Consider the following 24,881-nt stretch of genomic DNA (forward strand, 5'->3'; position numbering starts at 1 on the left):
AATCGACCTAAGCCGGCTTAAGTTGCTTGTCTTGATATCATCTCCAATAACAGCCTCATCCCCTTGGATGATGTTCAGCATGTAACTTCTGCAATCTTGCCGTCGCCACATGGGTATATATCTGCGTGGTCGATAAATCACTATGCCCGAGCAATAGTTGTACGCTACGCAAATCCGCGCCATGATTCAATAGATGCGTGGCAAAGGCGTGACGTAAGGTATGCGGCGATAAATCTTTATCAATACTGGCAACTTTGGCGTATTTCTTTAGCAGATACCAAAAGTTTTGCCGCGTCATATAGCCGCCTTGCGCGGTTAGAAACACCGCTTGGCAATTTCCTGCTTTTAGATGCGCAATCAAATCACCACGTCCATGCGTTAGATAATCCTCTAACGCATCTGCTGCGTATTCTCCTAATGGCACTAAGCGGGTCTTATTGCCTTTACCGGTAATTTGTAGCCAGCCTGAGTTTAGATTCACTTGTTCTAGTGATAAATTAACCAACTCACTGACTCGCAGACCACAGGCATAGAGCACCTCTAACATAGCTTTATCACGTAGTCCGAGCGCAGTGCTACTATCAGGCGCAGCCAGTAGATTATCAACGTCAGTTTCGGCTAAATCTTTCGGTAGTGGACGACCAAGCTTTGGGCTTTTGATACGCTCGCAAGGGTTGTCTTCACGTAGATTACTGGCAATCATCCAGAGATAAAACTGGCGCAGACTTGAGAGCATTCGTGCTTGGGTGCGTGGAGTTTTGCCATCTTGAGTGAGTATAGATAAACAATGCAGCACTTCATCGGGTTGCCAAAGTGTCAGTGCTGTATGACTGGTTAGCTCGCAAGAGCGCAAATCGCGCACATAAGCATTACGGGTACGCGTTGCCAAACCACGCGCCAGCATCGCTTGACGAAATTCAGTCATATAAGCCGGCTCATCATCTACGGCTAGCGCTTTTGGCTGTCGCTGCTGTACGGCGCGATCACGGCTCATAAGACAATACTCGGTAGTTGTATAAGAAAGGATGGGTTGGCTCATTTAAACGTTTATCACTTGATAATGCTAAGTAATTTTTACTAAATGACTTTTATGCTTCAACTACTATTCAGGTATTACTTCAACTATCAAAAGGCACTAAACACCATAATGAGGTAATTTCCGCACTGCGCGCAGCAAATAGTGGATCCGTATTGTCTTGGCTGCGACCGTGTTTAGGTTGGGTATCGAGACGGTATTTTACCGCTAAACCGGCATCCGAAAACCAGCCTAATAACTCATCACGACTACGCAGCTGTAAATGTTCAGCCAAATCCGACAGGATCAACCAGACCTCTCCTTGCTTGGCTAAGTGTTGTTTTGCGCCCTGCAAAAAACCACGCAACATTGTGCTATTGGCATCATAGACGGCATACTCCAAGGGCGAAGTTGGCTTAGCAGGTAGCCACGGTGGATTACAGACGATCAGATTAGCCAATGGCGCATCAGTTGGAAACAAATCTGCTTGCTGCAACTGCACGGTAGATAAGTCTAAACGTGTAAAGTTGTCATTGGAACAGGCTAAAGCACGCGGGTTTAAGTCTGTCGCAATTATCTGTTTTACGCCACGCTGCGCTAAGATAATGGCCAGCAAACCGGTGCCGGTACCAATATCAAAAGCGACATCACAAGTATCTGGCAGCGGCGCATCGAGTAGCAGTTGCACATATTCATGACGGGTTGGCGCAAAGACACCATAATGAGGAAAAACCGATAAACCTAAACCTGTAATTGGCACACCTTTCTCGCGCCATCCCTCTGCGCCTAATGCCCCTTGTAGGTCACGAAACGACAGCACACATGTCTCATCTATCGCCTTATCCAACTTGCCAAAAGCAGCAGTACAGGCAGCACTAACATCAGGGGCACGGCGTAATTGGCTGATATATCCAGCATCAAGCTCTAATAGTAAGCGGCTTAATATGCGCGAACGCTGGGCTTGCATTTGGCGTTGCTGATGGAACAAGTTGGGTATTTCTTTAGTAGTAACCGATTTATTGGCCGCAGACTTATTCGCGGCTTTTTTTAATTTACGCTGCTCAGAGCGTTCATTAGTGCGATCAATGCGCCGACCAAGCGCTTGTAGCAATTGCCGTGCATTATGAAAGTCACCGCGCCATAGCAATGATGTACCTTCACAAGCCAAGCGATAAGCCTCATCTGCTGTTGTTTTGTCATCGACTAAAACAATACGCGTAGGCGGCACTTGATTGCTTTGGGACAACCAGCAGGCATGATGTAAGGTTTCGTTTTCGTGCCACTGCACATACTGCTTTTCTATTGCTAACACGCTGCCTGCCTTTAAATGATGGATGAGATACTGCCTATAACACTACCGCCTATTAAGCGCTCTTTTTCTTAACCAAATAGCGATAGGTTGGCGCGTCATTTAGCGTTTCTTGATGGACAAGCGTGTGCCCTAAATGACGGCAAAAATTAGGAATGTCGCGCGTGGTCGCCGGATCGGTGGCTAATATTTCGATAATATCGCCACTATCCGCTTTGCGAACGGTCTTATGTAGCATCATCACTGGCTCAGGGCAGATTAGCCCTTGAGTATCTAGATGATGATTAATAGAGATGTCTAATATTGAAGTTGTCATAGTCATTTTTTTAAATTGAATGAGTTAAGTAAGATTTTGCTGCCCAATACGCTTACTTATGATGGTGTATTTTCTACTTCAGTGGCAGTATCGATATCTGCTGCTAACGCTTCATCAGCTTCAGGCAAGTCTGCCACTTCTAAAAAATTAAAGAAACGCTTAAAGCTCACTTTAAATAAAAATGCCACGCCAAGCCATGAGGCCAAGCCGAGCCAAGCGGTATCAGCAAATAATAGCCCGCCAATAAGGATAATACTTGAGACGCCAATCGTCATTACAACCATTGAGGCCTGATTGAGACGATAGCGATAAATAATAAATGCATCGTATAGCGTCATTGGAATGGTGAGAGCAATTAGGGCATACGGTAGATTAAAAAATAACCGGTAGAGTAGCTGGTTATCATGAAACATCTTTATGCTGGCAATCGTACCAAACACCATAAACGCAATAATCGCTGCATAAATGAGGTAAATCGCTATTTGATTCGCTCGCTGTGCGCCCTTAATTCGAGCGATAGCTAGCGGCGAAAAACCATGTTGAGAGTTATTTGGCAAGGATTGGTTTGAGACAGTGGTCATAGTAATCAGTCATTTATTCGTTCAGATTGATGATATATCAGAAAGTGATGATCATTTGAAATAACGTTATCGCTTAATTAATCGGCTTTGATCGCGTCAATGGCGATACTGCTATTAGGATCAGCAAAGTAGGTCGACATTAGAATACAGGCAGAGATATCATCAATTGGGTCGCGCTCATTCTGAATCCAGCCGTTGTCCCACGCTATCTCACGCGCTGCGACGGATGTTAAGCGCTCATCGCATAGAGATACGGTCACAGGTAAATGCTGTTCCATTATTCTATGTGCTAGACGACGGGAAAATTTATGCGCCCTTTTTGATAGCATTGAACTGCTGCCGTCCATATTTAGCGGCAGTCCAACCACTACCTTTGCCACGCCCCAAACTTTGATAATACCCAGTAGATTATCCCAATCAGGCTGACCATTATTCATCGCCAAGATATCAAAAGCGCGCGCTGTCTCGGTAATACTATTACCCAGCGCCATGCCCATTTTTTTAACCCCATAATCTAAGGCCAAAATAAGATGCGGCTTAACGGCTGGTTCAGCAACGCTAGTATCAGTGCTATCTGTTATAAGAGTGCTATCTACCATAATAAGGCATATTTCCTATTTTCATTTCTGTACACGTTGAGCATATGATGCTCAGTATATAACGCTAAGCATGACCTATGTCGCTGCTTAGATAGTCAAAATTAACCCCAATTTTATCGGCGGCAATTTGCCAGCGCTCTTCAAATGGCGTATCAAATAATAAGTTTAAATCAGCAGGGCATACCAGCCAGTCGCCGTTATCAAGCTCACGCTCGAGCTGTTTTTTACCCCAACTGGCATGACCCAAGCACAGCTGATAATGACCAACGCCTTGACCTGCGGCAATACGTTTGAGGATATCTTGGCTGGTGGTAATACAGACATTTTCTGAAATACCAAATGATGACGCCCATTCTGGTTGCCCTGTATGCAGCACAAAGCCAACTTCAGGATACATAGGGCCACCTTCTAATGCCAGATCTTCCATCACCTGCGCATCGGTAACTTCAATATCTAAATCTTCTAGCAATTTACCCACCCGAGATTGCTCTAAGGGGCGGTTGACCATCAGACCGAGCGCACCGTGTTTGTCATGACGACAGATATAAATCAGCGCCTGCTCAAACCGTGGGTCTGACAGCTCTGGTGCTGCAATTAAGAAATGATGGGTCAAATTAGCTTTAGACATAGAGACAAGCACAACCTACTAACAAAGGTGAGAGACCACTATATGGCGATAATGAGTATAAAATCAACTAAAGCAAATATTTAGCAGCTATTAGACACATTTAGGAGCTTCTAACTAGGAGCTTCTAACGCTTATTTTACATCAGTCAATAAACTACGAGCATGATCACGGGTGACGTCGGTAATGATCACACCGCCAGACATGCGTGCCAGTTCATCGATTTGTGCGCTATCGGTTAAGATTAACAGCTCACTCTCAGTCTGCTGGTCATGGTGTTTTTGCACCAAGATATGCTGATGCGCTTGCGCTGCTACTTGTGCTTGGTGGGTAATAGCGAGCAATTGCTGCGTTTGCCCAAGTGCGCGTAGTAGCTCACCGACCACTTGTGCCGTACCGCCACTGATACCGACATCAACTTCGTCAAATACCAGCATAGGTTTTGCCGCATTATTATCAGCATTGGTCGCTTGCAAAACTTGCATCACTAAGGCCATACGTGACAACTCACCGCCTGAGGCGATTTTATGTAACGGCTGCATCGGCATGCCGACATTAGCGCTAAATAATAAATCAATATCATAGCAACCTTGCGCATTATATTGGCTAGGTTCTATTTTTTTGGTAAAAACAAATTCGCAGCGTGCATTGGGTAAGGCAAGGGGTTGTAATTGCTTAATCAGCTGTTTGCTGACAGTCGGTGCTGCTTTAGAGCGCTCCTTATTTAGCTGCGTTGCTAGTGCGAGATAATCTTGCCAAGCTTGCTCAATTTGCGCCGCCATCGCATCACTGCTCGGCTCATTTTCTAACTGCTCTAATTGCGCTTGCCACGCCTTTGCTTCATTGATCAAGTCGCCAGCTGGCAAGTTGTGTTTACGTGATAAGCGATGACCCAAGCTGATTAAACTGTCTAATGACTGCAAGCGCTCAGGATCAGGCAGTTGCTGCTCAGCATAATCTGACAACAAGCCAGTCACCTCAATTATTTGCTGCTGTGCTAAATGCAGCTGTTCAGACGCTTGCTCAAAGGTTTGACTGACGCCCAGTTGGTTATCACAAAGTTTAATCGCTTGTCCTAGCATGGTCATCACATCTGGCTCGTCGGTATCATTGTCGAGTAAATGTAAGCCATGACTGGCTTCTTGCATTAGCGCTTCAATATTGGATAATTCTTCGTGCTCTGCTTCGACTTCCGTATAATCAACGACCAGTAACGGCGCAATATCGGCAAGTTGGCTGTGCAGTAATTGAATTCTATCCTGACGTTGAGCCTCGCGGTTAGCGATATCATCGGCACGGCGTTTGAGCTGTTGATAGCTTTGATAACTGCTTGCCGTCTGCTTAGCAAGAGAAGTTATCTGTGCCATCTCATCAAGCCATTGCACCACAAACTGCGGTTTTAGCAAAGCTTGTTGAGCGTGCTGACTATGAATATTGACCAGCAACGATCCTAAGCTTTTTAGCTCAGCCAAACTGACAGGTGTACCATTTAGCCATGCTTTTGAGCGCCCAGTATTACTGAGTTGACGGCGAATCAATACTTCTGGTTCTTCTAGCGGTCTATCGTTTTTTGCAAACCACTCAGCGACGACGCTGTTGTTTTCCACATCAAATTGCGCGTAGATATCGGCATGCGCAGCGCCATGTCTGACCATCGCACTGTCGGCGCGCTCGCCTGCACATAAGGATAACGCATCAAGTAATAGCGACTTGCCAGCACCCGTTTCACCGGTGATGACATTGAAGCCTTCAGCCACACTCAGCTCATGCTGAGCGATCAACGCAAACTGATGTAAAGTTAATGATATTAGCATCAACGCCTCTCATGACAGACAATAAACCTCACATACAATGCAATGCTGGGAGGTCATCTCTACAATAGGGTAAATAAAGGAGTGGAATGGTTCATTTAGTACTGCTAAATATATAAATGCGATTGGCAAATAGTATGGTGGCAAAAAGCCTTAAATACAAATTTTAAAGGTAATCAATAACATCCATCACTGCTTTAATAATAAGCGCAACTTTCATAGTCGCTGTAACAAACTTTATAGATATAATGTGGTAGCATAATCTCACATAATGATAAACTCTTACTACCAGATTTTCATACATCCTAGTACATAGCATGTATCTCATACATGATTATGCAAAGCTATCCATAAGTAAGTGTCAGTAATAATTCATTATTTTAGAAAAATCTAACTTGGTCTGTATATACAGTCAACGTATAGCGGTGTAAGCCTGATATAGAACAGATGGTTAAAAGAGATGTACGACAACTGTAATCTATTCAGTTACTTATTTTTCAGTTAAGTTTTTCAACTCGGTTTTTCAGTTAAGTTTTTTACTTTGGTTCTTTAGTTTGGCAATAATTATTTGATAAGGAAGCCACTATGACAGCGGCGCAATTTACCAATGTAACAGTCAATGCCCAAGCCACGATATCATACGATGGACGTTGCTCAAGCCATACCATTATGTTCGAGGACGGTCGCCATAAAACCTTAGGGGTTATCTTGCCTTGCGACAATTTGGTCGAACATTATCATTTTAGCACCAACACTTCTGAACGTATCGAAATTATCAGCGGTGAGTGTGAAGTCAAAATAAACGGTGACGAAGAATTCAGCTACTACCGCGCCGGACAATCATTCGTGGTTGAAGGCAATAGTGGCTTTAACTTACGTACAGAAGAAATCGTCCAGTATATCTGTCACTTAGAAGGTTGATAGTGTTAAAGGTGTCATTAGATGGTTTATGACACCTAACAACCTATCATTTAAAAAGAAATAAACCCTATCGGTTGGATAAGGTTTATTTCTTTTTTTTATTATCTTATCGATATGAAATTATTGATTTGTTGCTACAATGATCGTCATATCTTTTTCTATTCTATCGCATGACGCGATATCCACTTTATAATCAGCAGGCCTATTATGGCAAAACCCACCTATTTCTATGGCATTCATGCAATTGATGCTTTGCTCGAACATCGCCCTCTTGATGGGCTTAGTTTATTTGTGCAGCAAGGACGTGAAAGCGATAGCAGTGTACAGGCTATTATGGCGCAAGCAAGCGCTAATGGCATTAGTATTCAACCGACCCAAAAAGACAACCTCACTCAACTTTGTGGCAGCCCGCAACACCAAGGTGTGGTGCTTAACGCTCGTCCGTTAGGCTTTGCTGATGAAGGCTTGCTTGACATCATTGCTGGGCGCGATGAGTGTTTGCTGCTGGTACTAGATCAAATCACCGACGCACATAACTTCGGTGCTTGCTTGCGTACAGCAGTGGCGATGGGCGTTGATGCCGTTATTTGTCCAAAGCACCATGCGGCAAGCCTGACCCCGACGGTCGCCAAAGTATCGGTTGGCGCGGCAGAGATGATGCCTATTATTAGCGTGACCAACCTGGCACGTACACTGTCAAAGATTAAAAATGCTGGGGTATTTGTATTTGGTACCGCCCTCAATGCGGACGCTAAACCAATACATGCAGCAGATTTGACTGGCAAAACTGCTATCATTATGGGTTCGGAAGGAGAAGGGATGCGTCGCCTAACAACAGAAAGCTGTGATGAGCTGGTTTATATTCCGATGTCAGGGAATGAGCATGGCAATCTACAGAGCCTAAATGTGAGTGTTGCTACCGGTATGGCTTTATACGAGATTAATCGACAGCGAACTTTAGCTGCTGGGCAAGCGTAAGATAGTTTTGATGCAGTGGCTCTAGTTGTAAATATAGAGCCGCAAGATCATGCTCGTTTAACACCACATCATCAGCATGACGATTACGCTCTTCACGACCCAGCTGATTCACCATAATGGCTTTAATTTTCTGTACGCTTTGAGCATCACGCTGACTGGCACGCGCAAGCTGGGTGTCTTCGGTAGCATCCATTACCAATATACGCTGGCATAAATTAGCTAAGCCGGCTTCTGCTGCTTCAATCAGTAATGGGGCTGACAACACTACATAAGGTGACTTACTCTCTGCCAACTGTATTTTTGCTGCTTCACGTATTGCAGGATGGGTAATTGACTCAAGCTCAATTAAGGCTTCAGGATGGGTGAATACATGCGTCCGTACCGCTGCACGGTCCATCTCTCCATCGGCATTTAACACCCAGTTACCAAATTTTCTCTGGATTTTGCGTAGGGATGAGCTGCCTTTAGCAACCACTTCATGAGCAATCACATCCGCATCAATAATATCAATCCCTTGCTGGGCAAACCAGTCACTGGCAGCAGATTTGCCACTGCCGATACCACCGGTCAAACCTACTACCAGAGTCTTACTTTTGGTTTGATGAAGCTGTGGTTGATGCGAATAAGGTAAGGATGTTTCTGCATATTTTGACATAGTAAGGACTTATCTGACCGATAGAAGGATAATGGTATTAATAAACCATAAACCTGAAAAATGGTTATTAAAGGTTAAAGATCATTATGGATAAATAGCTAATTTTCTCGCTTAATTATACATGTCAAAGCGTACATGCTTAGGTATAAATGCTTAAGTATACATACCTAAATACCAGCTGACGATATCTGAGCCGTACAGTAAAGCTACGATACCGGCAATAGCGATATAAGGACCGAAGGCAAAAGGTCTGCTCTCGCCTTGTTTCTTCATGAGAATGATTCCAACGATTGAGCCGAGTAAAGATGATAATAGAATAATTAGCGGCAACATCATAGGCCCAAGCCAAGCACCCAATACCGCTAATAATTTAAAGTCTCCTTGTCCCATACCATGCTTTTTAGTGATTAAATAGAACACTTTAACCACTATCCACAATGATAAAAATCCAAGCAATAAGCCCCAAATGGACTGAGTAGGGGACACGAACCAACCCTGCGAGTTTACGGCCAATCCTAACCCTGCTAATGGGAACGTTAAGCGGTCAGGTAGTAGCTGAGTATCAAAATCAATACCGGTTAACGCAACAAGTGTCCATACCAAAACTAATGCCGATATCCCAGCTGCACTGACGCCAAACTTATAAATGACCAATACAGAGAGAAGCGCAGTCACCAGCTCAACAATGGGATAACGCAGTCCGATAGCAGCTTTGCAATCTGAGCAGCGTCCGCGTAATACCATCCAGCTAATTAAAGGTATATTTTCGTACCACTTGATTTTATGTGCGCAGTGAGGGCAGCGTGATGCCGGTCTACTTAAAGTAATAGGCGTATCAGTGGCTACTATATCGGTTAGAGGCACAGTATGTTCATGCGGCATATCTGCTTGTTGAGACATAAACTGGCTACACTCTTGTCGCCAAGCAGAGATCATCATGAGCGGAATACGGTGAATGACCACATTTAAAAAACTGCCCACACAAAGACCTAGCAGACCAAATATGATTAAAGCTAAAGCCATATTTTCTTGTAATAATTGTATAAACTGCATTAATTAGCTGTCCTTTAATTAGCCGTTACCCTACCACTGCACCCATTTGGAAAATTGGCAAATACATAGCAATGACTAAGCCACCGATTAATACCCCTAACACTGCCATAATCATTGGCTCCATTAAGCTGGTCAGACCATCAACGGCGTTATCAACTTCGTTTTCGTAATAGACTGCTACTTTATCTAGCATCTCTTCTAAGCTACCAGACTCTTCACCGATACCGACCATTTGAATAGCTAAACTTGGAAACAAATTGGTTGAGCGCATTGAAAACTGTAATTGTTGACCCGTAGAGACATCATTTTTAATTTGCTGAATAGCGTTATAAAAGACCACGTTGTTGGCCGCACCAGCAGTAGAGTCTAGAGCATCAAGTAGTGGTACACCAGCAGCAAAAGTAGTCGATAGTGTACGAGAGAAACGTGCAATAACCGCTTGATAAGCAATATTACCAAATATTGGTGCCTTCAATACCGCACGGTCTAAAACATCACGAAATTTCTTCGAGCGCTTTTTAGCTTCTGAAAAACTAATGATGGTACCACCAATAATAATAAGCAAAAGGAACCACCATGCTTGCATCCACTCAGACATACCCACCACCATTTGGGTAAAAGCAGGCAATTCTGCACCAAAAGACTCGAATAATCCAGAAAACACTGGAACCACTTTAACCAGTAGAATAATAGTAACAATAAGAGCGACCACCACGACGGCGATAGGATATTTCATAGCTTTCTTTATTTTTGCTTTAAGCAGTTCACTTTTTTCTTTATAAGTCGCTACTCGCTCTAACATGGTTTCTAATGCGCCTGACTGCTCACCGGATTCAACAAGGGAACAAAATAGATCATCGAAATAGCGTGGGTGTCTACGTAATGCCGAAGCAAAGGTACCACCGGCTTCAATATCTGCTTTTATTTGTAGCACCAAATCTTTCATACTAGGGTTATCAAGGGAGTCAGCAACAATCTCAAAGGATTGTGTTAACGGCACCCCAGCTTTCATCATCGTTGCCAATTGACGGGCAAAAATAGCAATATCGATAGGCTTGATGGATTTTTTCAAGGTGTATAAGGGTTTCGGTTTTTTCTTAATACCTTTAACCGTGATACCTTGTTTGCGCAAAGTGGCTTTTGCTAGCTCTAAGCTTCGACTGGTCGTCTCGCCTTTTACCTTTTGCCCACGCCGGTTTACCCCATCATAGACAAAGTCTAACAGCATGTCGGTCTTAGCTTTTGCCATGTTCCTTCCCTCAAAAAACTGTCTGATATAGTCGAATATAGATAATGCAAGCTCGAAAAATATACCTGATTCATCTTTCGAAACAGACTTACTTTATTTTAGCGCAAAAAACCAGTATATATCTGTTTTATTTTCTATCACGACTAATTGTTTTTTACTGTTGGTAAAGAAGCAAGATATAAACTTTCTGTTTTTAGCATTATTTTTTCTTACTTTTAAGCTATGCATATTATTCAGAGGTGACGCGCATCATTTCTTGAATACTGGTGACGCCCTGTAAAACTTTTAAAATACCAGAACGGCGTAAGTCTCTAAAACCATTTTTAACTGCGGCATCTTTGATATCTATCGCGTTACCGTCTTCCATGATGATACGCGAAATATCAGGGCTGACTTTCATGACCTCATAGATACCGACACGGCCCTTGTAGCCTTCGCGGCATTCATTACAGCCTACGGGTTCATAAATAGTATGGTCTGGATTGTCCAAGTCAGCATCGTTAAAGCCAAGCTCAAGCAAGCTTTGACGTGGAATGTTGATAGGCTTTTTACAATTCTTGCATAAGCGCCTTGCTAACCGCTGGGCAATCACCAAATTCACGGAAGTCGCAATATTAAAAGAGGCCACACCCATATTTCGTAAACGCGTTAACGTCTCAGGTGCTGAGTTGGTATGGAGGGTTGAGAGAACCATGTGGCCTGTTTGCGCGGCTTTGATAGCAATCTCGGCCGTTTCAAGATCACGAATCTCACCAACCATCACAATATCGGGATCTTGGCGTAAGAATGACTTAAGAGCACTGGAAAAAGTCAGTCCCACTTTCGGGTTGACGTTGACTTGGTTAATCCCTTCAAGGTTAATCTCGACGGGATCTTCAGCGGTTGAGATATTAGTATCACCGGTATTAAGTATGTTAATTCCTGTATATAAAGAAACTGTTTTACCCGAACCCGTTGGGCCAGTAATCAGTAGCATTCCTTGCGGTTTGTGCAGTGCCTCTAAAAACATCTCTTTTTGATCGGGCTCATAACCGAGCGCTTCAATACCGAGCATGGCTGAGGATGGATCTAAGATACGTAGGACAAGTTTTTCACCAAATAGGGTAGGTAGGCAGCTTACCCGAAAATCGATGGCTTTATCTTTAGATATTTTAAGCTTAATCCGTCCATCTTGTGGGACACGGCGCTCTGAGATGTCCATTTGTGACATAACTTTTAGGCGTGCAGCAATCTTACTGGCAAGTTGTACGGGCGGGTTGGCCATTTTTTGCATGACACCGTCGACTCGGAAACGTACCCGATAACTCTTTTCATAAGGCTCGAAATGTAGATCTGATGCTCCCATACGAATGGCATCAACCAGCATTTTATTCACAAATTTTACTACCGGTGCTTCCTCGACACTATCAGAGAGTTTGGTTTCGCCTTCCTCTTCTTCGCTTTCATCAAAGCCAATATTTAAATCACTATCAGAAAAGCTATCGAAACTTTGCATCGTATCAGCGTAAAGGCTCTCAATACGCCTTTTCAACTTATCTTCTTCGACTACAATCGTTTCAATAGATAAGCGTGAGTTAAAGGCAATGGCGTCGATAGCGTCGATACGTGTTGGATCACTTAATGCCACAAACAAGCGTTGTCCACGCTTAAAGATTGGCAAAGCATTAAACTTGCGGACAATTTTCTCATCAACCAAATCTTTTGGGATGACATCTGAGCTTAGCGCATCAAGATCAAATAAAGGATCGCCAAAAGCTTGCGACAGCATCTGTGCCAATTGATAAGCGTTGGCAAGTTTATGCTCTACTAGATAAGACACCAGCCCTATTTGCTGCTGTTGCGACTCAGTCTGCGCCGCTTTCATATGTGCTTCGCTCACGATACCTTCGCTGATCAACTGCTGCGCTAAGCCACCGTATTTACTGGTTGTGATAGACATTAAGACTTCTCCTTACTCGATATCGAATATGCGATATATTTACCTAAACCACAGGCTATCTGTTTATCACGTTCAAATAACAGCCAATCTAGCGATGATGTTTAAGCGATTTTTTTAAGATGTGTATGTTGAGGTATTCATTTAAAGGTATTGATTTTAAAAAATAGTTTGAGATATAGAAATAACTAATTGTCTGCACTTTATTCTATATTGATAGCATCATATAGGAATTTACGTGAGCTTAAAGGTTTTATAGGGGTAAAGGGCTTTTGAGCAGTTAAAAATATCCGCTTAGCGAAATCTACTAAACAAGCTGTTAAAGCTCAGTTTTTATTTTGGACGCACTATACTATAGCACTTGCGAAATATTTGTTATACTTGCGCGCATATTAGCCACATTGGCAGTCATACATAAGACAAGGTAGATGAGAATGCAAGCTTGGATAATTGGAAATTGGAAGCAGAATCCAGCGACGATCCATGATGTCAATGCGCTACTAGATGACTTACTTACTACCATGAATGCGACAGAGCAAGCTAATACAGAGTTTACCGCTCGATGTCAGTTGATGTTAGCGCCAAGTCTGATTCATTTAACTACTGTCAGTGCTCGTTTAAAAGGCACCTCAGCACTGTGCGCGGCGCAGGATATTAGTGCCCATAGTGCTACTGTTGGCGCATATACAGGTGATTGTTCAGCGCAACAAATTGCTGACGCTGGCGCAACGTGGACAATCCTTGGTCACTCTGAGCGCCGTCAGTATCATCAAGAGTCTCATGAGGACTTATTGCAAAAAGTGACTCACGCACTAACGCAAGACTTGGGCGTCGTATTCTGTATCGGTGAGACCCAAGCACAATATGATGCTCAGCAAACGTTGGAAGTCATCGACAGCCAGTTATCGGTCATCAAAGACTTACTCGCGCAGCAGCCAAAACTTATTGATTCGTTATCGACCCGTCTAATCATTGCCTACGAGCCGGTATGGGCAATTGGGACTGGCAAAGTGCCTACCGTGGCAGAGGTTAGCGCGACTCACCAACATATCAAGCAATCGGTTGCAGGCTTTACGGAGTCGCTATCTGCTATTACTGTCTTATATGGTGGTAGTGTCAATGCTGATAATGCCGATAGTTTTGCTGCAGATTCTATGATTGACGGCGCCTTGGTTGGCGGCGCTTCACTAAAAGCAGAGAGCTTTTTAGCGATTGCCAACGCCTTTAGTCGAGCCAATACTTAATAAGTAAAAAAAAGGATTAAAGACTTATTATTTGCTTTATCCGTAAAATGTCTTTATCAGTTGGCAAAAGTGGCTTTAACAGTGCCCTTGCAATCGTGTACAATGCGCCTTATTTATAGCATTGGTTTGGCGTCATCACACGCTGATCTTTATCACTATTAAACCTTACGATTTATTTTTCGTTATCAGTCGTCATTACGCGGCAAAAGAGGCCACCATGTATACGTTTATATTAGCCCTGCATATTATCGTGGCGATTGCCATGATTGGCTTGATTTTGATACAGCATGGCAAAGGGGCAGATGCTGGGGCTTCTTTTGGCGCAGGCTCTTCTGGCACAGTATTCGGCGCAGCAGGCACAGCAAACTTCTTAACTCGTGCGACGGCCGTGCTGACCCTCATATTTTTTATCACCAGTATGACGCTCGCCGTCCATGCTCGTAAGCAAGCGGAAGATCAGTTTCGCCTAGATGCACCAGTTTCAGCACCACAAACGCCGCGTCCTTTGACTCAAAATCCTCAGTAGCCGTCTTTAAACAGCGTTTTCTAAGCAGGCAGCTCTTGCTATTTTAAGACGTTACATTTACAATGCTTTTCTGTTTTTATAAGTCTTTATCTATCGATGCCTACCTTAAGCATTAATTATGATAGACGAGATGTTAGAAAACAGAGCAGTCAGAAAAATGCGATTGTGGTGGAATTGGTAGACACGCCATCTTGAGGGGGTGGTGGCGCAAGCTGTGGGGGTTCAAGTCCCCCCAATCGCACCAATTTTTAAAGTTGTATCGTATTAAATGAGTGGTTATATAGGTAAAATTTTTATTTTAAGTTATTTTCAAATAAAGATTGACAGTTCTATAAAACCTCCCTATAATACGCGTTCTAGATTGATGCGGGGTGGAGCAGTCTGGTAGCTCGTCGGGCTCATAACCCGAAGGTCGTTGGTTCAAATCCAGCCCCCGCTACCACTTTTTATACTGATATTTTGTACACTAAATCTGTCAGTGCCAATTAGCCCACCATTATGCTTGTGGGTTTTTTTGTATCTGAAAGTCGGTGTTATCGCGGTATCTATCCTATTTATGCTAAGCTCTATGCCTATAGAGTACGTTGATATCCGCTATTTGCGCGATTGATCGTAAGCAACACTATCTTCTACTTCATACTCTTTTGCTGATAGTTTTGCTTTATGAATAATAATAGCACTAAGCTTTTGAGCTTGATATCTATTGGTTGTGCCCTTATAAAGAAGCAAAATCCATATAATATCGGGTTAGGTTTGTAGTAAAAAAAATACAATATACAACGATTATACTGCCTGTTATAGATATACGATTAAGACGATGCATCTACAACAGATAGGTAAATAGGACATTATTAATAGATTATGAAACTTTCTACCAAAGTTACAGAGTTAACCAGTATTATTGCCCCTGCGGTCGCTGCTTGTGATGTAGCGTTGTGGGGCATAGAATTTGCACCACAAGGCAATCGCTCTTTGTTGCGTATTTATATTGAGGCGTTGCCAGAAGAGCAAGCCCAGAATAAGCAGGTAACGATTGAAAATTGCGCGGCAGTGAATCACCAAGTAAGTGGTATTCTTGAGGTTCATGATCCGATTGCTGGTGAGTTTATTTTAGAAGTATCTTCACCTGGTTTTGACCGTGCCTTTTTCTCAGATGAGCAGATGCATGGCTATGTGGGTCAAACAGTGAGTTTGCGTTTGATACAAGCGATTGGCGAGGGTGACAAAAAACGCCGTAAAGCCACGGGAAGATTAGATAGCATAGATGCCGTCTCTTTAAAGCTGACTGCCACCGACGGTGAGCAGTTCGAGATTGCATTAAGTAATATCGATAAAGCCAATTTAATTTATGAAGATGCTTAGTTAATCAAAATGTTTAATTTATAAACATGGATAGTTTAATTTGATAGGTTAAGTCGCTCATTATAAATTGGTATTTTACGCTCCAAATAGCTTAGATAGCTGATGGTGAAAATATACAGTAATACACAAATTATAAAATTTAAGTCAATTAAAAATGATAGGACAGGTATAGCATGAGTCGTGAAATCTTAACGGTAGTAGAAACTGTCAGTAATGAAAAGGGCTTAAATCCTGAAGATATCTTTGAAGCAATTGAAGAGGCTTTAGTGGTTTCGACCAAGAAAAAAGTATATACCGAACAGCCAGAAGTGGCCGTGCGGGTTGCCATCGATCGTACGACTGGCGATTATGATACTTATCGTTACTGGACAGTGGTTGCAGACGAAGACCATGAAATGCCTGCTTGTCAGCTTGCTATTACTGATCTTGATCAAGATGAATGGTCAATTGGTGATATAAAAGAAGAGCAAATTGAGTCGATCGAATTCGGTCGTATTGCGGCCACACAAGCCAAACAAGTTATCATCCAAAAAATTCGCGAAGCTGAGCGTGCGCTTGTAGCTGATGCTTTTGAGCCACGTGTTGGTGAAATGATGTATGGCGAAGTGAAAAAACAGACACGCGATGGTTATATCATCGATTTAGGTGACAACGCAGAAGGTTATCTTTCGCGCGATCAAATGTTGCCACGTGAGCAGCTACGTGCAAAGTCACGTATCAATGCCATCTTATATCATGTGAACCGTGAAAATCGCGGCGCACAGTTGCTATTGTCACGTACCCATCCTGAAATGCTTTCGGCACTGATGCAAAAAGAAGTGCCTGAGATTGCAGAACAAATCATTGAAATTCGTAATGTCGCTCGCTTGCCGGGTACTCGTGCTAAAATAGCCGTGAAGACCAATGATCATCGTATCGATCCTGTTGGCGCTTGTATCGGTATGCGTGGTACACGTATCCAAGCTGTACAGCAAGAGCTTGATGGTGAGCGTATTGATGTGGTGGTTTGGTCAGATGACCCAGCCCAATTTATCATCAGCTCTTTAGAGCCGGCTGACGTTAGCAGTATTATTTTAGATGAAGATACCAAAACCGCTGATATTATCTTTAGCACCAATGATCAGTTGGCGCGCGCGATTGGCTCACAAGGTCAAAACGTACGTTTAGCTTCTGAGCTGACCGGCTATAAGCTTAATATGATGCTAGAAGAAGAGTATCAGCAGCGTCAAGAAAACGAATCTAAAGCCTTTATCGAATTATTCTATGAACGTCTAGAAGTGGATAAAGATTTAGCACAAGCGCTTGTCGATATTGGTTTTACCAGTATTGAAGAAGTGGCTTATGTGCCAGTTGAAACCTTTTATGATATCGAAGGTTTAGACGATGAAGCGATTGATATGATTCAAGAGCGTGCTAAAGAAGTGGTCATCGCTGACGAATTAGTCAAACAACAAAACATGAAAGAGCCAAGTCAAGAACTACAAGATCTTGAAGGAATGACGGTCAGTTGGGCTTATAAAATGGCACAAAAAGACATCATTACGGTTGATGACTTGGCAGAACAAGCCGTCTTCGATTTAGAAGATATCGAAGGCTTAGATACCGAAACCGCAGGAAAACTCATCATGAAAGCTCGGGAATCTTGGTTCAATGAATAAGCGGTAACTGCATATCGCTGTCTTTTGGTGATATGCTATCGATAATAAAGTGCTGGTATGACTGCAATACAAATACTAGCCTTACCCCAATCATTTGTAGCCAACAACTGAATTGAACATATAGCAAATAATAGACAGTAGGTGATAATAAATGGCAGATAAGACCGTCAAAGAACTGGCAGATATGGTAGGCAAAACCGCAAGTGCTGTAAAACAGCAACTGGTAGATGCTGGACTGCCTGCTCGCGCAGAGGATGACCTAGTCACCGAGCTTGAGCAGGAAAAGTTGGTGACGTATTTAAAGCAAAGTCATGGTCAGCAAGACAAGCGTCGTATTAGTCTTAAGTCTAAGACGACTAGCACCGCGCGCGTGACTGGCTCTTCAGGTAAATCTAAGAGCGTTAATGTTGAAGTGCGTAAAAAGAAAGTATTCGAAAAGCCTGATCCAGAAAAGATGGCTGAAGATTTGGCTGCACGCGAACAGGCGATGATTGAGTCGCAAGAGCGTGCTGCTAAAGATGCTGAAGACCGTGCTGCTACTAAGAAAAAATCTGAAGATCGTCAGGCGGCTACTCTAGCCGCGATGCGCGCAAGTTTAGGCTCTAGCAAAAAGTCTGATGATAAGAACGACGATATCTCAACGTCAGTGGTTGTGAAAAAAGGCGGTAAGACCACAGTTGAGGTCAAGCCGAAAGAACAACCTAAGAAGAAAGTCGCTGCGACCAAACCAAAAGTTGAAACGGCAGCGGAGCGTAAAGCTCGCGAAGTGCGTGAGAAAGAAGAAGCTCGTTTACGCGAGATTGAAACAGAAACACGTCGTACCCAAGCTGAAGAAGCACAAAAACGTACGCTTGAGCAAATGCGTAAAATGGCCGGTCAATATACGGATCAGCCTGCTGCTGAAGTTCGTAAAGATGAACCATTGGCAGAAGGTTTGGTGGGTGATGCGCTAGAAGAATCGTTTGAAAAAGAGCGTCGTGAAATCAAGCGCGGCGCAAGTAGCACTAGTGCCCGTGGCCGTGGTCGTCGTAAGAATCAAGACGAGCGTGAAATTAAAAACCGTAAAAACGGTTTACGTTCAAGCCAGTCGGCACAGCATAAGTTTGAAAAGCCTGTCGAAAAAATCGTTTATGATGTAGAAATCAGCGAACAAATCACTGTTTCTGATCTTGCTCAACGTATGGCAGTGAAAGCCCGTGAAGTAACTAAATTACTCATGAAAATGGGTGAGATTGCTCGCGAAAACGATACGATTGATCAAGCAACAGCCAGTCTAATCGTAGAAGAGATGGGTCATAATCCAGTACCAGTTAGTGATACTAAAGTTGAAGACGACTTACAAGATGCTGTTGATGAGCGCAGCAGTAACGTGCAAACGCGTCCACCGGTTGTTACTATCATGGGTCACGTTGACCATGGTAAAACATCACTGTTAGATAAAATTCGCGCAACGAAGGTCGCGACTGGCGAAGCGGGCGGTATTACCCAGCATATCGGTGCTTACCATGTGAAAACAGATCGCGGTGTTATCACATTCCTTGATACTCCAGGTCACGCGGCCTTTAGTGCAATGCGTTCACGTGGTGCTCAAGCAACGGATATCGTTGTAATCGTTGTCGCTGCTGATGACGGTATGATGCCACAAACTGCAGAAGCGATTGATCATGCTCGCGCCGCTGGTACACCTATCATTGTTGCTATCAACAAAATGGATAAGCCTAGTGCTGATCCTGATCGCGTACTGAATGAATTAACGGCTAAAGAAGTGGTTTCAGAAGAGTGGGGCGGCGATACCCCAATGGCTCGCATCTCAGCCAAAACCGGTGACGGTATTGACGAGCTTTTAGAACTCATCAGCCTACAAGCGGAACTGATGGAGCTAGAAGCGCCGTTAGATGGTGCAGCTCAAGGTGTGGTCATCGAGTCAAGACTTGAGAAAGGTCGCGGTCCTGTTGTTAGTGTTCTAGTTAAAAAAGGAACGTTAAAACAAGGCGATCTAGTCTTAGCCGGTGAGCATTATGGTAAAGTCCGTGCGATGACCGATGAACATGGTCAGCGTATTAAATCAGCTGGTCCTTCAATCCCTGTAGAGATCTTAGGTTTACCTGAAACGCCAGCTGCTGGTAGCGAATTCTTAGTCGTCACTGATGAGAAAAAAGCCCGTGAAGTTGCGGACTTTAGAACCAACCGTGAGCGTGAGCGTCAGCTTGAACGCCAGAATGCGATGCGTTTAGAGAGTATGTTCGATCAGATGGAACAAGGTAATGTGTCATTCTTAAACATTGTCCTAAAAACAGATGTTCGTGGCTCACTTGAAGCCCTACTTGCAGCACTGAACGAATTATCAACGGATGAAGTTAAAGTCAGGGTCATTAGCTCAGGTGTTGGTCCTATCTCTGAGTCTGATGTGACATTGGCAGAATCTAGTGAAGCAGTATTGTTAGGTTTCAACGTCCGTGCAGATGCAACCGCCCGCCGTAAAGCAGATGCAGCTAACATGGATATTCGCTATTATAGTGTTATCTATGGCTTGATTGATGATGTGAAAGCGGCCATGAGCGGTATGTTGGCACCTGAACATCGTGAGAAAATCTTGGGTGTTGCGGATGTTCGTGAAGTATTCCGCTCTAGTAAGTTTGGTGCAGCTGCCGGTTGTATGGTGGTTGAAGGTACAATTTATCGCAACAAGCCTATCCGTGTATTACGTAATGACCAAGTTATCTTTACTGGTCAATTGCAATCATTACGTCGCTACAAAGAAGACGTCAATGAAGTACGTACTGGTATGGAATGTGGTCTAGCCGTTCGTGGCTATGATGTAGAAGATGGCGATAAAATCGAAGTCTTTGAGATCCAAGAGTTCGCACGTACTATCTAAAGTTGCTGTTCGATAGAATGATATTCGATGATGCAATACGCCTAACCAGCTAAGCATGTCCGATATCCTCTTAATATCCAGCTGTACTTAGGCCTAACAGGTACACCCTGCTAGGCCTTTTTTAACAAATATTATTCATTCAATCTATTAAGAATACCGTTCCCAAAAATTAGAGTAGCTAGTAAAATAAGTGTAAGTACTACTTTTTGCAGGCTAAGCAAGTTGCACACAGCTCATTGTATTTTTTGGGTTCAGTATCAATAAAGATAAGCCATATTAAAAACAAGGTAATACCATGAACCAACGTTTACAACGTTTAGCTGATCAGATTCAGCGTGAGCTTGCTGTCCTTATCCGTGACGCCGTCAATGATCCGCGTCTGACTGGTTTTGTCACCATCTCCAGTGTTAAAGTCAGCCCAGACCTAGGTTATGCTGATATTTATGTCACTATTATGGAGCCAGAGCTCAATGACGCCATGACCAAGTCCAATCATGAAGAGAGTATTAAAGTCCTTAATAAGGCAGCAGGCTTTTTGCGTACTGAACTAAGTCATAGTCTAAAAACTCGTACGACGCCGCGTTTGCGTTTTCATTATGATGAAGTCACTGCTCGCGGTAATTATATGATGGATTTAATTAGTAAAGCCGTCACCAAAACTGAGCTAAATGAGTCTGACGAGCAAGAAAACCAAGAGTAAAAGGGTAAAAAGCCATTATGTCGATTGTCTCTACAAAAGCCTCTACGCAAGCTGATAAGAATGCCAATAAAACGCTCACCAAAACTAAAGTGTCGGGCGTTATATTAGTAGATAAGCCTCAGGGTATGACCTCACAGCAAGTGGTATCAAAGGTGAAATATTTATTTAAATCACCAAATCATGACAGTAAAAAAGCAGGTCATACTGGCACGCTTGACCCAATGGCAACCGGTTTACTGCCTATTTGTTTGGGAGAGGCGACTAAATTTAGTCATTATCAGCTTGATGCTGATAAATCTTATCAAGCGACTATTTTACTTGGTAGCCAAACTGATACTGGTGATGCCGATGGAAAAATTGTCGCACAGGCTGTAATACCAACGTTTGATGAGGTACTATTAAACAAAGTTGCTCAGCAATTTTTAGGCGCTCAGCAGCAAATTCCGCCGATGTACTCTGCCTTAAAAAAAGACGGTAAAAAGCTATATGAATATGCACGTGCGGGTATAGAGATTGAGCGCGCGCCAAGGGATATTGTACTCAAAGCAATCGACCTAAAAGCTATCGATGATAAGCAGATTCAGTTGACGGTGACGTGCTCCAAGGGCACCTATGTACGTGTATTAGCAGAAGATATCGCTAAAACGCTGCACACGCTAGGACATTTGACTGCATTGCGCCGTCTACAAGTTGGTGGTTTCAAAATAGACGAAGCAATTGCTTTGGCGGATTTAGAAGCGCTAACATTAGCGAGTCGTCAGACACATTTATTGCCAGTGGATGCTTGTGTCAATATTGATGCTGAGCTTACGTTGTCAGCAGAACAGTGTGAACGTGTACAAATGGGTCAACGCCTAAATGTATTTGAGCAGCTGACTGATGATTTGCAAAGCTATATTAAAATGACCATAGCTCAACAGCCATGTATTGATGATAATAAACAAAATATTGATGATAGTAAAAATGATACAGAAGCACCATTATTGCATGAGATAGCGGTAGATATCTGTCTCATAAATGAGCAGGGACAATTTATTGGTCTCGGCGCTGTGAGTCTCAATGGTCGATTGCAACCTAAAAAATTGATTCAGTTATAATATTAAGTTCTTATTTTATCCCTATTTTTATAACTGAAAGTCTGTAAAACTTACTAAGAATTTACACTAATCACATATCGTCACATTTTATTGCAGGTTTCACCTATAGTGAAACCTGCTTTTTTTGTATCGTAGTTTAGTCAGCTAGGGAAAGTTGTACAATAATAAAAAGTAGAAATATTAATATAATAAAAAATATAGTTAATAATAAATTTTTCATATAAAAATAAAAAGATATTAACTAATATAAAGCAATTTCTGAGATTTTAAATTAAATACCATTATAAGAAAAACAAGAAAACTAGCCTATAAAATATTAAAATATAAGGAATGTTATGAAAACTATTGCTTTTTTATTACACAATAATTTTGAACAAGCAGAATATGAAGAGGTTAATAACCAGCTAAAAGATAAAGGTTATAAGACCCTTCTTATTACTACTGATAAACAAAAAGAAGTTCAAGGCATGAAGCAAGATGTCAACAAAGGCGATACTTTCAGCGCCGATATATTTGCTAAAGACGCAAAAGTTGCTGATTACGATGCTTTAGTGTTGCCAGGTGGTACGGTAAATGCGGATACCATACGCGGCAATAAAGAAGCGCATGGCATCATTAATGCTATTAACGATGCCGGAAAGCCATTAGCTGTCATCTGCCACGCCCCTTGGGTGCTTGTTAATACAGGTATTGCAAAAGGAAAAACACTGACAGCTTATCAGACATTACAGATTGATTTAGAAAATGCTGGGGCAAAATTTGTAGACAAAACGGTACAAATTGATGGTAATTTGATTACCTCACGCAACCCAGACGATATTAAAAATTTCGTCGAAGCTATCGATAAAGCTCTATCATAATTTCAATTATCATTATTGATTTTCATAGCCAATTACAATCATAAAAAGGAAAATAATATGTCAAATTCTAATCCAAATGATACTAAGCTCGAACAACAACGTTCTGACGCAGCTGAAGCCTCATTAAAAAACCAAACTGAAAGTAATTATACAAAAGATACTGACGCGGCAGCAGATCGTATCGCTAATAACGCAGAAGAAGCTAAAAAAGATAAAGAAGATAAATAAAATTTAATTTAGGTTCGATGTGTGTTTTAAATTTTTAATTAGTAAACTAAAAATGCTAACTGCTCAAACGGTTAGCATTCCTAATAATATACTTCACATTTAAATTTATTAAGATTATTTAATTTTGAATTCTAATATTAATATACTAGGAGAGCTGTTATGGATAAATCACAGAAAGATATGGATAAGCAAGAACAAAAGATACAAAAACTAGCTGACGATATCAATCCTAGCCAAGACGTAATTCCTGATAGTTTAGCGGAAGCAACCACAGTACCGTTAGATGATGATGCACTTGGTGGCAACGCGACTGAAGATGACGTTAAGAAAAATAAACATAAATAAGGCTTTTGTAAACAAATTATCAAGCTAAGTTTATTTCTTAAAACTGTTGAAACTAATACGGAAAACTGCTGTTAGTTCAGCAGTTTTTTGTTATAATCGCTTTCAAGTTAAACAACGTGTTTGTCGACCACTAGGTCAACTCTAGTAATGCAGGGTTGTCCCGAATGTCATACAGACTATTTTATTTATTCTATCATTTTACACTCATTAAAATTTATTGATGAATTGTAGAATGTTTAGCATTGCCGGAGAGATTTATGCTAACTAATGCCGATCGCGAACAAATCATTGCTCAATACCAACGTGGCGAAAATGACACAGGCTCACCAGAAGTTCAAGTAGCCTTGTTAAGCGCTCGTATCAACGATTTGCAAAACCATTTTAAAGCGCACAAAGCTGATCATCACAGCCGCCGCGGTCTTATCCGTATGGTTAATACCCGCCGTAAACTGCTTGATTACCTAAAAGGTAAAGATCTTGGTCGCTATACCACCCTTATTAGCCAGTTAGGTCTACGTCGTTAATTTGACGACAGTAGTACAAGTGGTCGCTAAAACAAAATATGCTTTAATAAGGCAATATTTCGGATTTTTGGTCAAGCCATTTGGAACTTGCTTGTTGATATCGATAAAATAGATTTTTCTAAAACGGTGTGGAATAGTTTCACGCCGTTTTTTTATGCTTATTATTGTGGTTAAGTTAGCTTACAGGCTCCAAGCTCATATTATGTGATTATTGCAGCGTAAGTGCTAAAGACGCAGAGTTAAATTATGATGGCTTGCGCTAAACCTCAGTAGTCATTATTAATAAAGAATTGTTATTGATAAGTATTTACTATCAATAAATAGGCAGCTTTGCATTTAATTGGTCAATGGTCATAAATCACTGTAAAATAATGCCTTGTAAGTTTTATCGCGCTATTAGTTATACAGCTG

The 24,881-nt window shown here is 42.2% G+C and carries 24 protein-coding genes and 2 tRNA genes; 15 read left to right on the plus strand and 11 right to left on the minus strand.

Translation table 11 applies throughout. From position 1 onward, the window contains the following. Positions 1-55 precede the first annotated feature (55 nt). The 7 genes from xerD to recN form a co-directional block, all read right to left on the minus strand. Positions 56-994, minus strand: a complete 939-nt coding sequence (xerD, locus tag EPB74_RS03155; protein WP_274902732.1) for a site-specific tyrosine recombinase XerD — start codon at positions 992-994, stop codon at positions 56-58. A 124-nt stretch (positions 995-1,118) separates the two neighbouring features. Further along, positions 1,119-2,327 carry a class I SAM-dependent methyltransferase gene (locus tag EPB74_RS03160; RefSeq protein ID WP_274902733.1) on the minus strand — a complete coding sequence of 403 codons (1,209 nt, stop codon included), beginning with the start codon at positions 2,325-2,327 and terminating at the stop codon, positions 1,119-1,121. A 52-nt stretch (positions 2,328-2,379) separates the two neighbouring features. Continuing rightward, a complete protein-coding gene (tusA, locus tag EPB74_RS03165; RefSeq protein WP_274902734.1) occupies positions 2,380-2,640 on the minus strand; it encodes a sulfurtransferase TusA in 261 nt (86 codons plus the stop codon). Between the two features lie 56 nt (positions 2,641-2,696). After that, positions 2,697-3,221 (minus strand): hypothetical protein, encoded by a 525-nt coding sequence (locus EPB74_RS03170; protein WP_274902735.1) that lies wholly within the window; start codon positions 3,219-3,221, stop codon positions 2,697-2,699. Positions 3,222-3,298: 77 nt separating this feature from the next. Continuing rightward, entirely contained in the window at positions 3,299-3,820 is a 522-nt protein-coding gene (gene ruvX / locus EPB74_RS03175) for a Holliday junction resolvase RuvX (protein WP_274902737.1), read from the minus strand. Between the two features lie 64 nt (positions 3,821-3,884). Further along, the gene (locus EPB74_RS03180) at positions 3,885-4,448 is read right to left on the minus strand and encodes a YqgE/AlgH family protein (protein WP_079690555.1); all 564 of its coding nucleotides are present in this window, start codon (positions 4,446-4,448) and stop codon (positions 3,885-3,887) included. A gap of 131 nt (positions 4,449-4,579) precedes the next feature. Beyond that, the gene (recN, locus tag EPB74_RS03185; RefSeq protein ID WP_274902739.1) at positions 4,580-6,259 is read right to left on the minus strand and encodes a DNA repair protein RecN; all 1,680 of its coding nucleotides are present in this window, start codon (positions 6,257-6,259) and stop codon (positions 4,580-4,582) included. Between the two features lie 582 nt (positions 6,260-6,841). On the opposite strand from recN, the gene ppnP reads away from it, so the two are divergent. Then, positions 6,842-7,177 (plus strand): pyrimidine/purine nucleoside phosphorylase, encoded by a 336-nt coding sequence (gene ppnP / locus EPB74_RS03190; protein ID WP_079690558.1) that lies wholly within the window; start codon positions 6,842-6,844, stop codon positions 7,175-7,177. A gap of 207 nt (positions 7,178-7,384) precedes the next feature. Next, positions 7,385-8,155 (plus strand): 23S rRNA (guanosine(2251)-2'-O)-methyltransferase RlmB, encoded by a 771-nt coding sequence (rlmB, locus tag EPB74_RS03195; protein WP_079690559.1) that lies wholly within the window; start codon positions 7,385-7,387, stop codon positions 8,153-8,155. Here rlmB and coaE read toward each other — a convergent pair. The 4 genes from coaE to pilB form a co-directional block, all read right to left on the minus strand. Next, a complete protein-coding gene (gene coaE / locus EPB74_RS03200; RefSeq protein WP_274902740.1) occupies positions 8,118-8,810 on the minus strand; it encodes a dephospho-CoA kinase in 693 nt (230 codons plus the stop codon). The genes rlmB and coaE overlap by 38 nt on opposite strands. A 153-nt stretch (positions 8,811-8,963) precedes the next feature. Beyond that, a complete protein-coding gene (locus EPB74_RS03205; protein WP_274902741.1) occupies positions 8,964-9,863 on the minus strand; it encodes a prepilin peptidase in 900 nt (299 codons plus the stop codon). 25 nt (positions 9,864-9,888) lie between these two features. Continuing rightward, complete coding sequence (locus tag EPB74_RS03210) at positions 9,889-11,112, minus strand: type II secretion system F family protein (RefSeq protein WP_274902742.1); 1,224 nt, start codon at positions 11,110-11,112, stop codon at positions 9,889-9,891. Positions 11,113-11,341: 229 nt separating this feature from the next. Beyond that, on the minus strand, positions 11,342-13,051 hold the full coding sequence (pilB, locus tag EPB74_RS03215; protein WP_274902743.1) for a type IV-A pilus assembly ATPase PilB: 1,710 nt from the start codon (positions 13,049-13,051) through the stop codon (positions 11,342-11,344). A 431-nt stretch (positions 13,052-13,482) separates the two neighbouring features. On the opposite strand from pilB, the gene tpiA reads away from it, so the two are divergent. The 13 genes from tpiA (at position 13,483) to rpsO (ending at position 24,470) form a co-directional block, all read left to right on the plus strand. Further along, a complete protein-coding gene (gene tpiA / locus EPB74_RS03220) occupies positions 13,483-14,292 on the plus strand; it encodes a triose-phosphate isomerase (protein ID WP_274902744.1) in 810 nt (269 codons plus the stop codon). A 217-nt stretch (positions 14,293-14,509) separates the two neighbouring features. Beyond that, positions 14,510-14,818: a preprotein translocase subunit SecG gene (gene secG / locus EPB74_RS03225; RefSeq protein WP_079692976.1), complete on the plus strand. Its 309-nt coding sequence runs from the start codon at positions 14,510-14,512 to the stop codon at positions 14,816-14,818. A 159-nt stretch (positions 14,819-14,977) separates the two neighbouring features. Then, positions 14,978-15,062, plus strand: a tRNA-Leu gene (locus EPB74_RS03230). Positions 15,063-15,183: 121 nt separating this feature from the next. Then, a tRNA-Met gene (locus tag EPB74_RS03235) sits at positions 15,184-15,260 on the plus strand. A gap of 419 nt (positions 15,261-15,679) precedes the next feature. Continuing rightward, on the plus strand, positions 15,680-16,180 hold the full coding sequence (gene rimP / locus EPB74_RS03240; RefSeq protein WP_079690565.1) for a ribosome maturation factor RimP: 501 nt from the start codon (positions 15,680-15,682) through the stop codon (positions 16,178-16,180). A gap of 173 nt (positions 16,181-16,353) precedes the next feature. After that, positions 16,354-17,838 carry a transcription termination factor NusA gene (nusA, locus tag EPB74_RS03245; protein WP_079690566.1) on the plus strand — a complete coding sequence of 495 codons (1,485 nt, stop codon included), beginning with the start codon at positions 16,354-16,356 and terminating at the stop codon, positions 17,836-17,838. Positions 17,839-17,989: 151 nt separating this feature from the next. Beyond that, positions 17,990-20,716, plus strand: a complete 2,727-nt coding sequence (infB, locus tag EPB74_RS03250) for a translation initiation factor IF-2 (RefSeq protein WP_089555605.1) — start codon at positions 17,990-17,992, stop codon at positions 20,714-20,716. A 295-nt stretch (positions 20,717-21,011) separates the two neighbouring features. Beyond that, positions 21,012-21,416 carry a ribosome-binding factor A gene (locus EPB74_RS03255; RefSeq protein WP_079690568.1) on the plus strand — a complete coding sequence of 135 codons (405 nt, stop codon included), beginning with the start codon at positions 21,012-21,014 and terminating at the stop codon, positions 21,414-21,416. A gap of 17 nt (positions 21,417-21,433) precedes the next feature. Beyond that, the gene (gene truB, locus EPB74_RS03260) at positions 21,434-22,513 is read left to right on the plus strand and encodes a tRNA pseudouridine(55) synthase TruB (RefSeq protein ID WP_274902747.1); all 1,080 of its coding nucleotides are present in this window, start codon (positions 21,434-21,436) and stop codon (positions 22,511-22,513) included. Positions 22,514-22,848: 335 nt separating this feature from the next. Continuing rightward, positions 22,849-23,373, plus strand: a complete 525-nt coding sequence (locus EPB74_RS03265; protein ID WP_274902748.1) for a type 1 glutamine amidotransferase domain-containing protein — start codon at positions 22,849-22,851, stop codon at positions 23,371-23,373. Between the two features lie 57 nt (positions 23,374-23,430). Then, positions 23,431-23,601: a hypothetical protein gene (locus tag EPB74_RS03270; protein WP_165767643.1), complete on the plus strand. Its 171-nt coding sequence runs from the start codon at positions 23,431-23,433 to the stop codon at positions 23,599-23,601. Positions 23,602-23,760: 159 nt separating this feature from the next. Then, entirely contained in the window at positions 23,761-23,946 is a 186-nt protein-coding gene (locus EPB74_RS03275; protein WP_079690571.1) for a hypothetical protein, read from the plus strand. Positions 23,947-24,203: 257 nt separating this feature from the next. Then, positions 24,204-24,470, plus strand: coding sequence for a 30S ribosomal protein S15 (rpsO, locus tag EPB74_RS03280; RefSeq protein ID WP_079690572.1), 267 nt, complete (start codon positions 24,204-24,206; stop codon positions 24,468-24,470). Positions 24,471-24,881: the final 411 nt, after the last annotated feature.

This window comes from Psychrobacter sp. DAB_AL62B (assembly GCF_028895345.1).
In the GTDB taxonomy this organism is placed as follows: domain Bacteria; phylum Pseudomonadota; class Gammaproteobacteria; order Pseudomonadales; family Moraxellaceae; genus Psychrobacter.

Coding starts and splice junctions, on each gene's coding strand:
- xerD (WP_274902732.1), bottom strand. CDS start 994: ATGAGCCGTGATCGCGCCGTACAGCAGCGACAGCCAAAAGCGCTAGCC.
- tusA (WP_274902734.1), bottom strand. CDS start 2,640: ATGACAACTTCAATATTAGACATCTCTATTAATCATCATCTAGATACT.
- EPB74_RS03170 (WP_274902735.1), bottom strand. CDS start 3,221: ATGACCACTGTCTCAAACCAATCCTTGCCAAATAACTCTCAACATGGT.
- ruvX (WP_274902737.1), bottom strand. CDS start 3,820: ATGGTAGATAGCACTCTTATAACAGATAGCACTGATACTAGCGTTGCT.
- EPB74_RS03180 (WP_079690555.1), bottom strand. CDS start 4,448: ATGTCTAAAGCTAATTTGACCCATCATTTCTTAATTGCAGCACCAGAG.
- recN (WP_274902739.1), bottom strand. CDS start 6,259: ATGCTAATATCATTAACTTTACATCAGTTTGCGTTGATCGCTCAGCAT.
- ppnP (WP_079690558.1), top strand. CDS start 6,842: ATGACAGCGGCGCAATTTACCAATGTAACAGTCAATGCCCAAGCCACG.
- rlmB (WP_079690559.1), top strand. CDS start 7,385: ATGGCAAAACCCACCTATTTCTATGGCATTCATGCAATTGATGCTTTG.
- coaE (WP_274902740.1), bottom strand. CDS start 8,810: ATGTCAAAATATGCAGAAACATCCTTACCTTATTCGCATCAACCACAG.
- EPB74_RS03205 (WP_274902741.1), bottom strand. CDS start 9,863: ATGCAGTTTATACAATTATTACAAGAAAATATGGCTTTAGCTTTAATC.
- EPB74_RS03210 (WP_274902742.1), bottom strand. CDS start 11,112: ATGGCAAAAGCTAAGACCGACATGCTGTTAGACTTTGTCTATGATGGG.
- pilB (WP_274902743.1), bottom strand. CDS start 13,051: ATGTCTATCACAACCAGTAAATACGGTGGCTTAGCGCAGCAGTTGATC.
- tpiA (WP_274902744.1), top strand. CDS start 13,483: ATGCAAGCTTGGATAATTGGAAATTGGAAGCAGAATCCAGCGACGATC.
- secG (WP_079692976.1), top strand. CDS start 14,510: ATGTATACGTTTATATTAGCCCTGCATATTATCGTGGCGATTGCCATG.
- rimP (WP_079690565.1), top strand. CDS start 15,680: ATGAAACTTTCTACCAAAGTTACAGAGTTAACCAGTATTATTGCCCCT.
- nusA (WP_079690566.1), top strand. CDS start 16,354: ATGAGTCGTGAAATCTTAACGGTAGTAGAAACTGTCAGTAATGAAAAG.
- infB (WP_089555605.1), top strand. CDS start 17,990: ATGGCAGATAAGACCGTCAAAGAACTGGCAGATATGGTAGGCAAAACC.
- EPB74_RS03255 (WP_079690568.1), top strand. CDS start 21,012: ATGAACCAACGTTTACAACGTTTAGCTGATCAGATTCAGCGTGAGCTT.
- truB (WP_274902747.1), top strand. CDS start 21,434: ATGTCGATTGTCTCTACAAAAGCCTCTACGCAAGCTGATAAGAATGCC.
- EPB74_RS03265 (WP_274902748.1), top strand. CDS start 22,849: ATGAAAACTATTGCTTTTTTATTACACAATAATTTTGAACAAGCAGAA.
- EPB74_RS03270 (WP_165767643.1), top strand. CDS start 23,431: ATGTCAAATTCTAATCCAAATGATACTAAGCTCGAACAACAACGTTCT.
- EPB74_RS03275 (WP_079690571.1), top strand. CDS start 23,761: ATGGATAAATCACAGAAAGATATGGATAAGCAAGAACAAAAGATACAA.
- rpsO (WP_079690572.1), top strand. CDS start 24,204: ATGCTAACTAATGCCGATCGCGAACAAATCATTGCTCAATACCAACGT.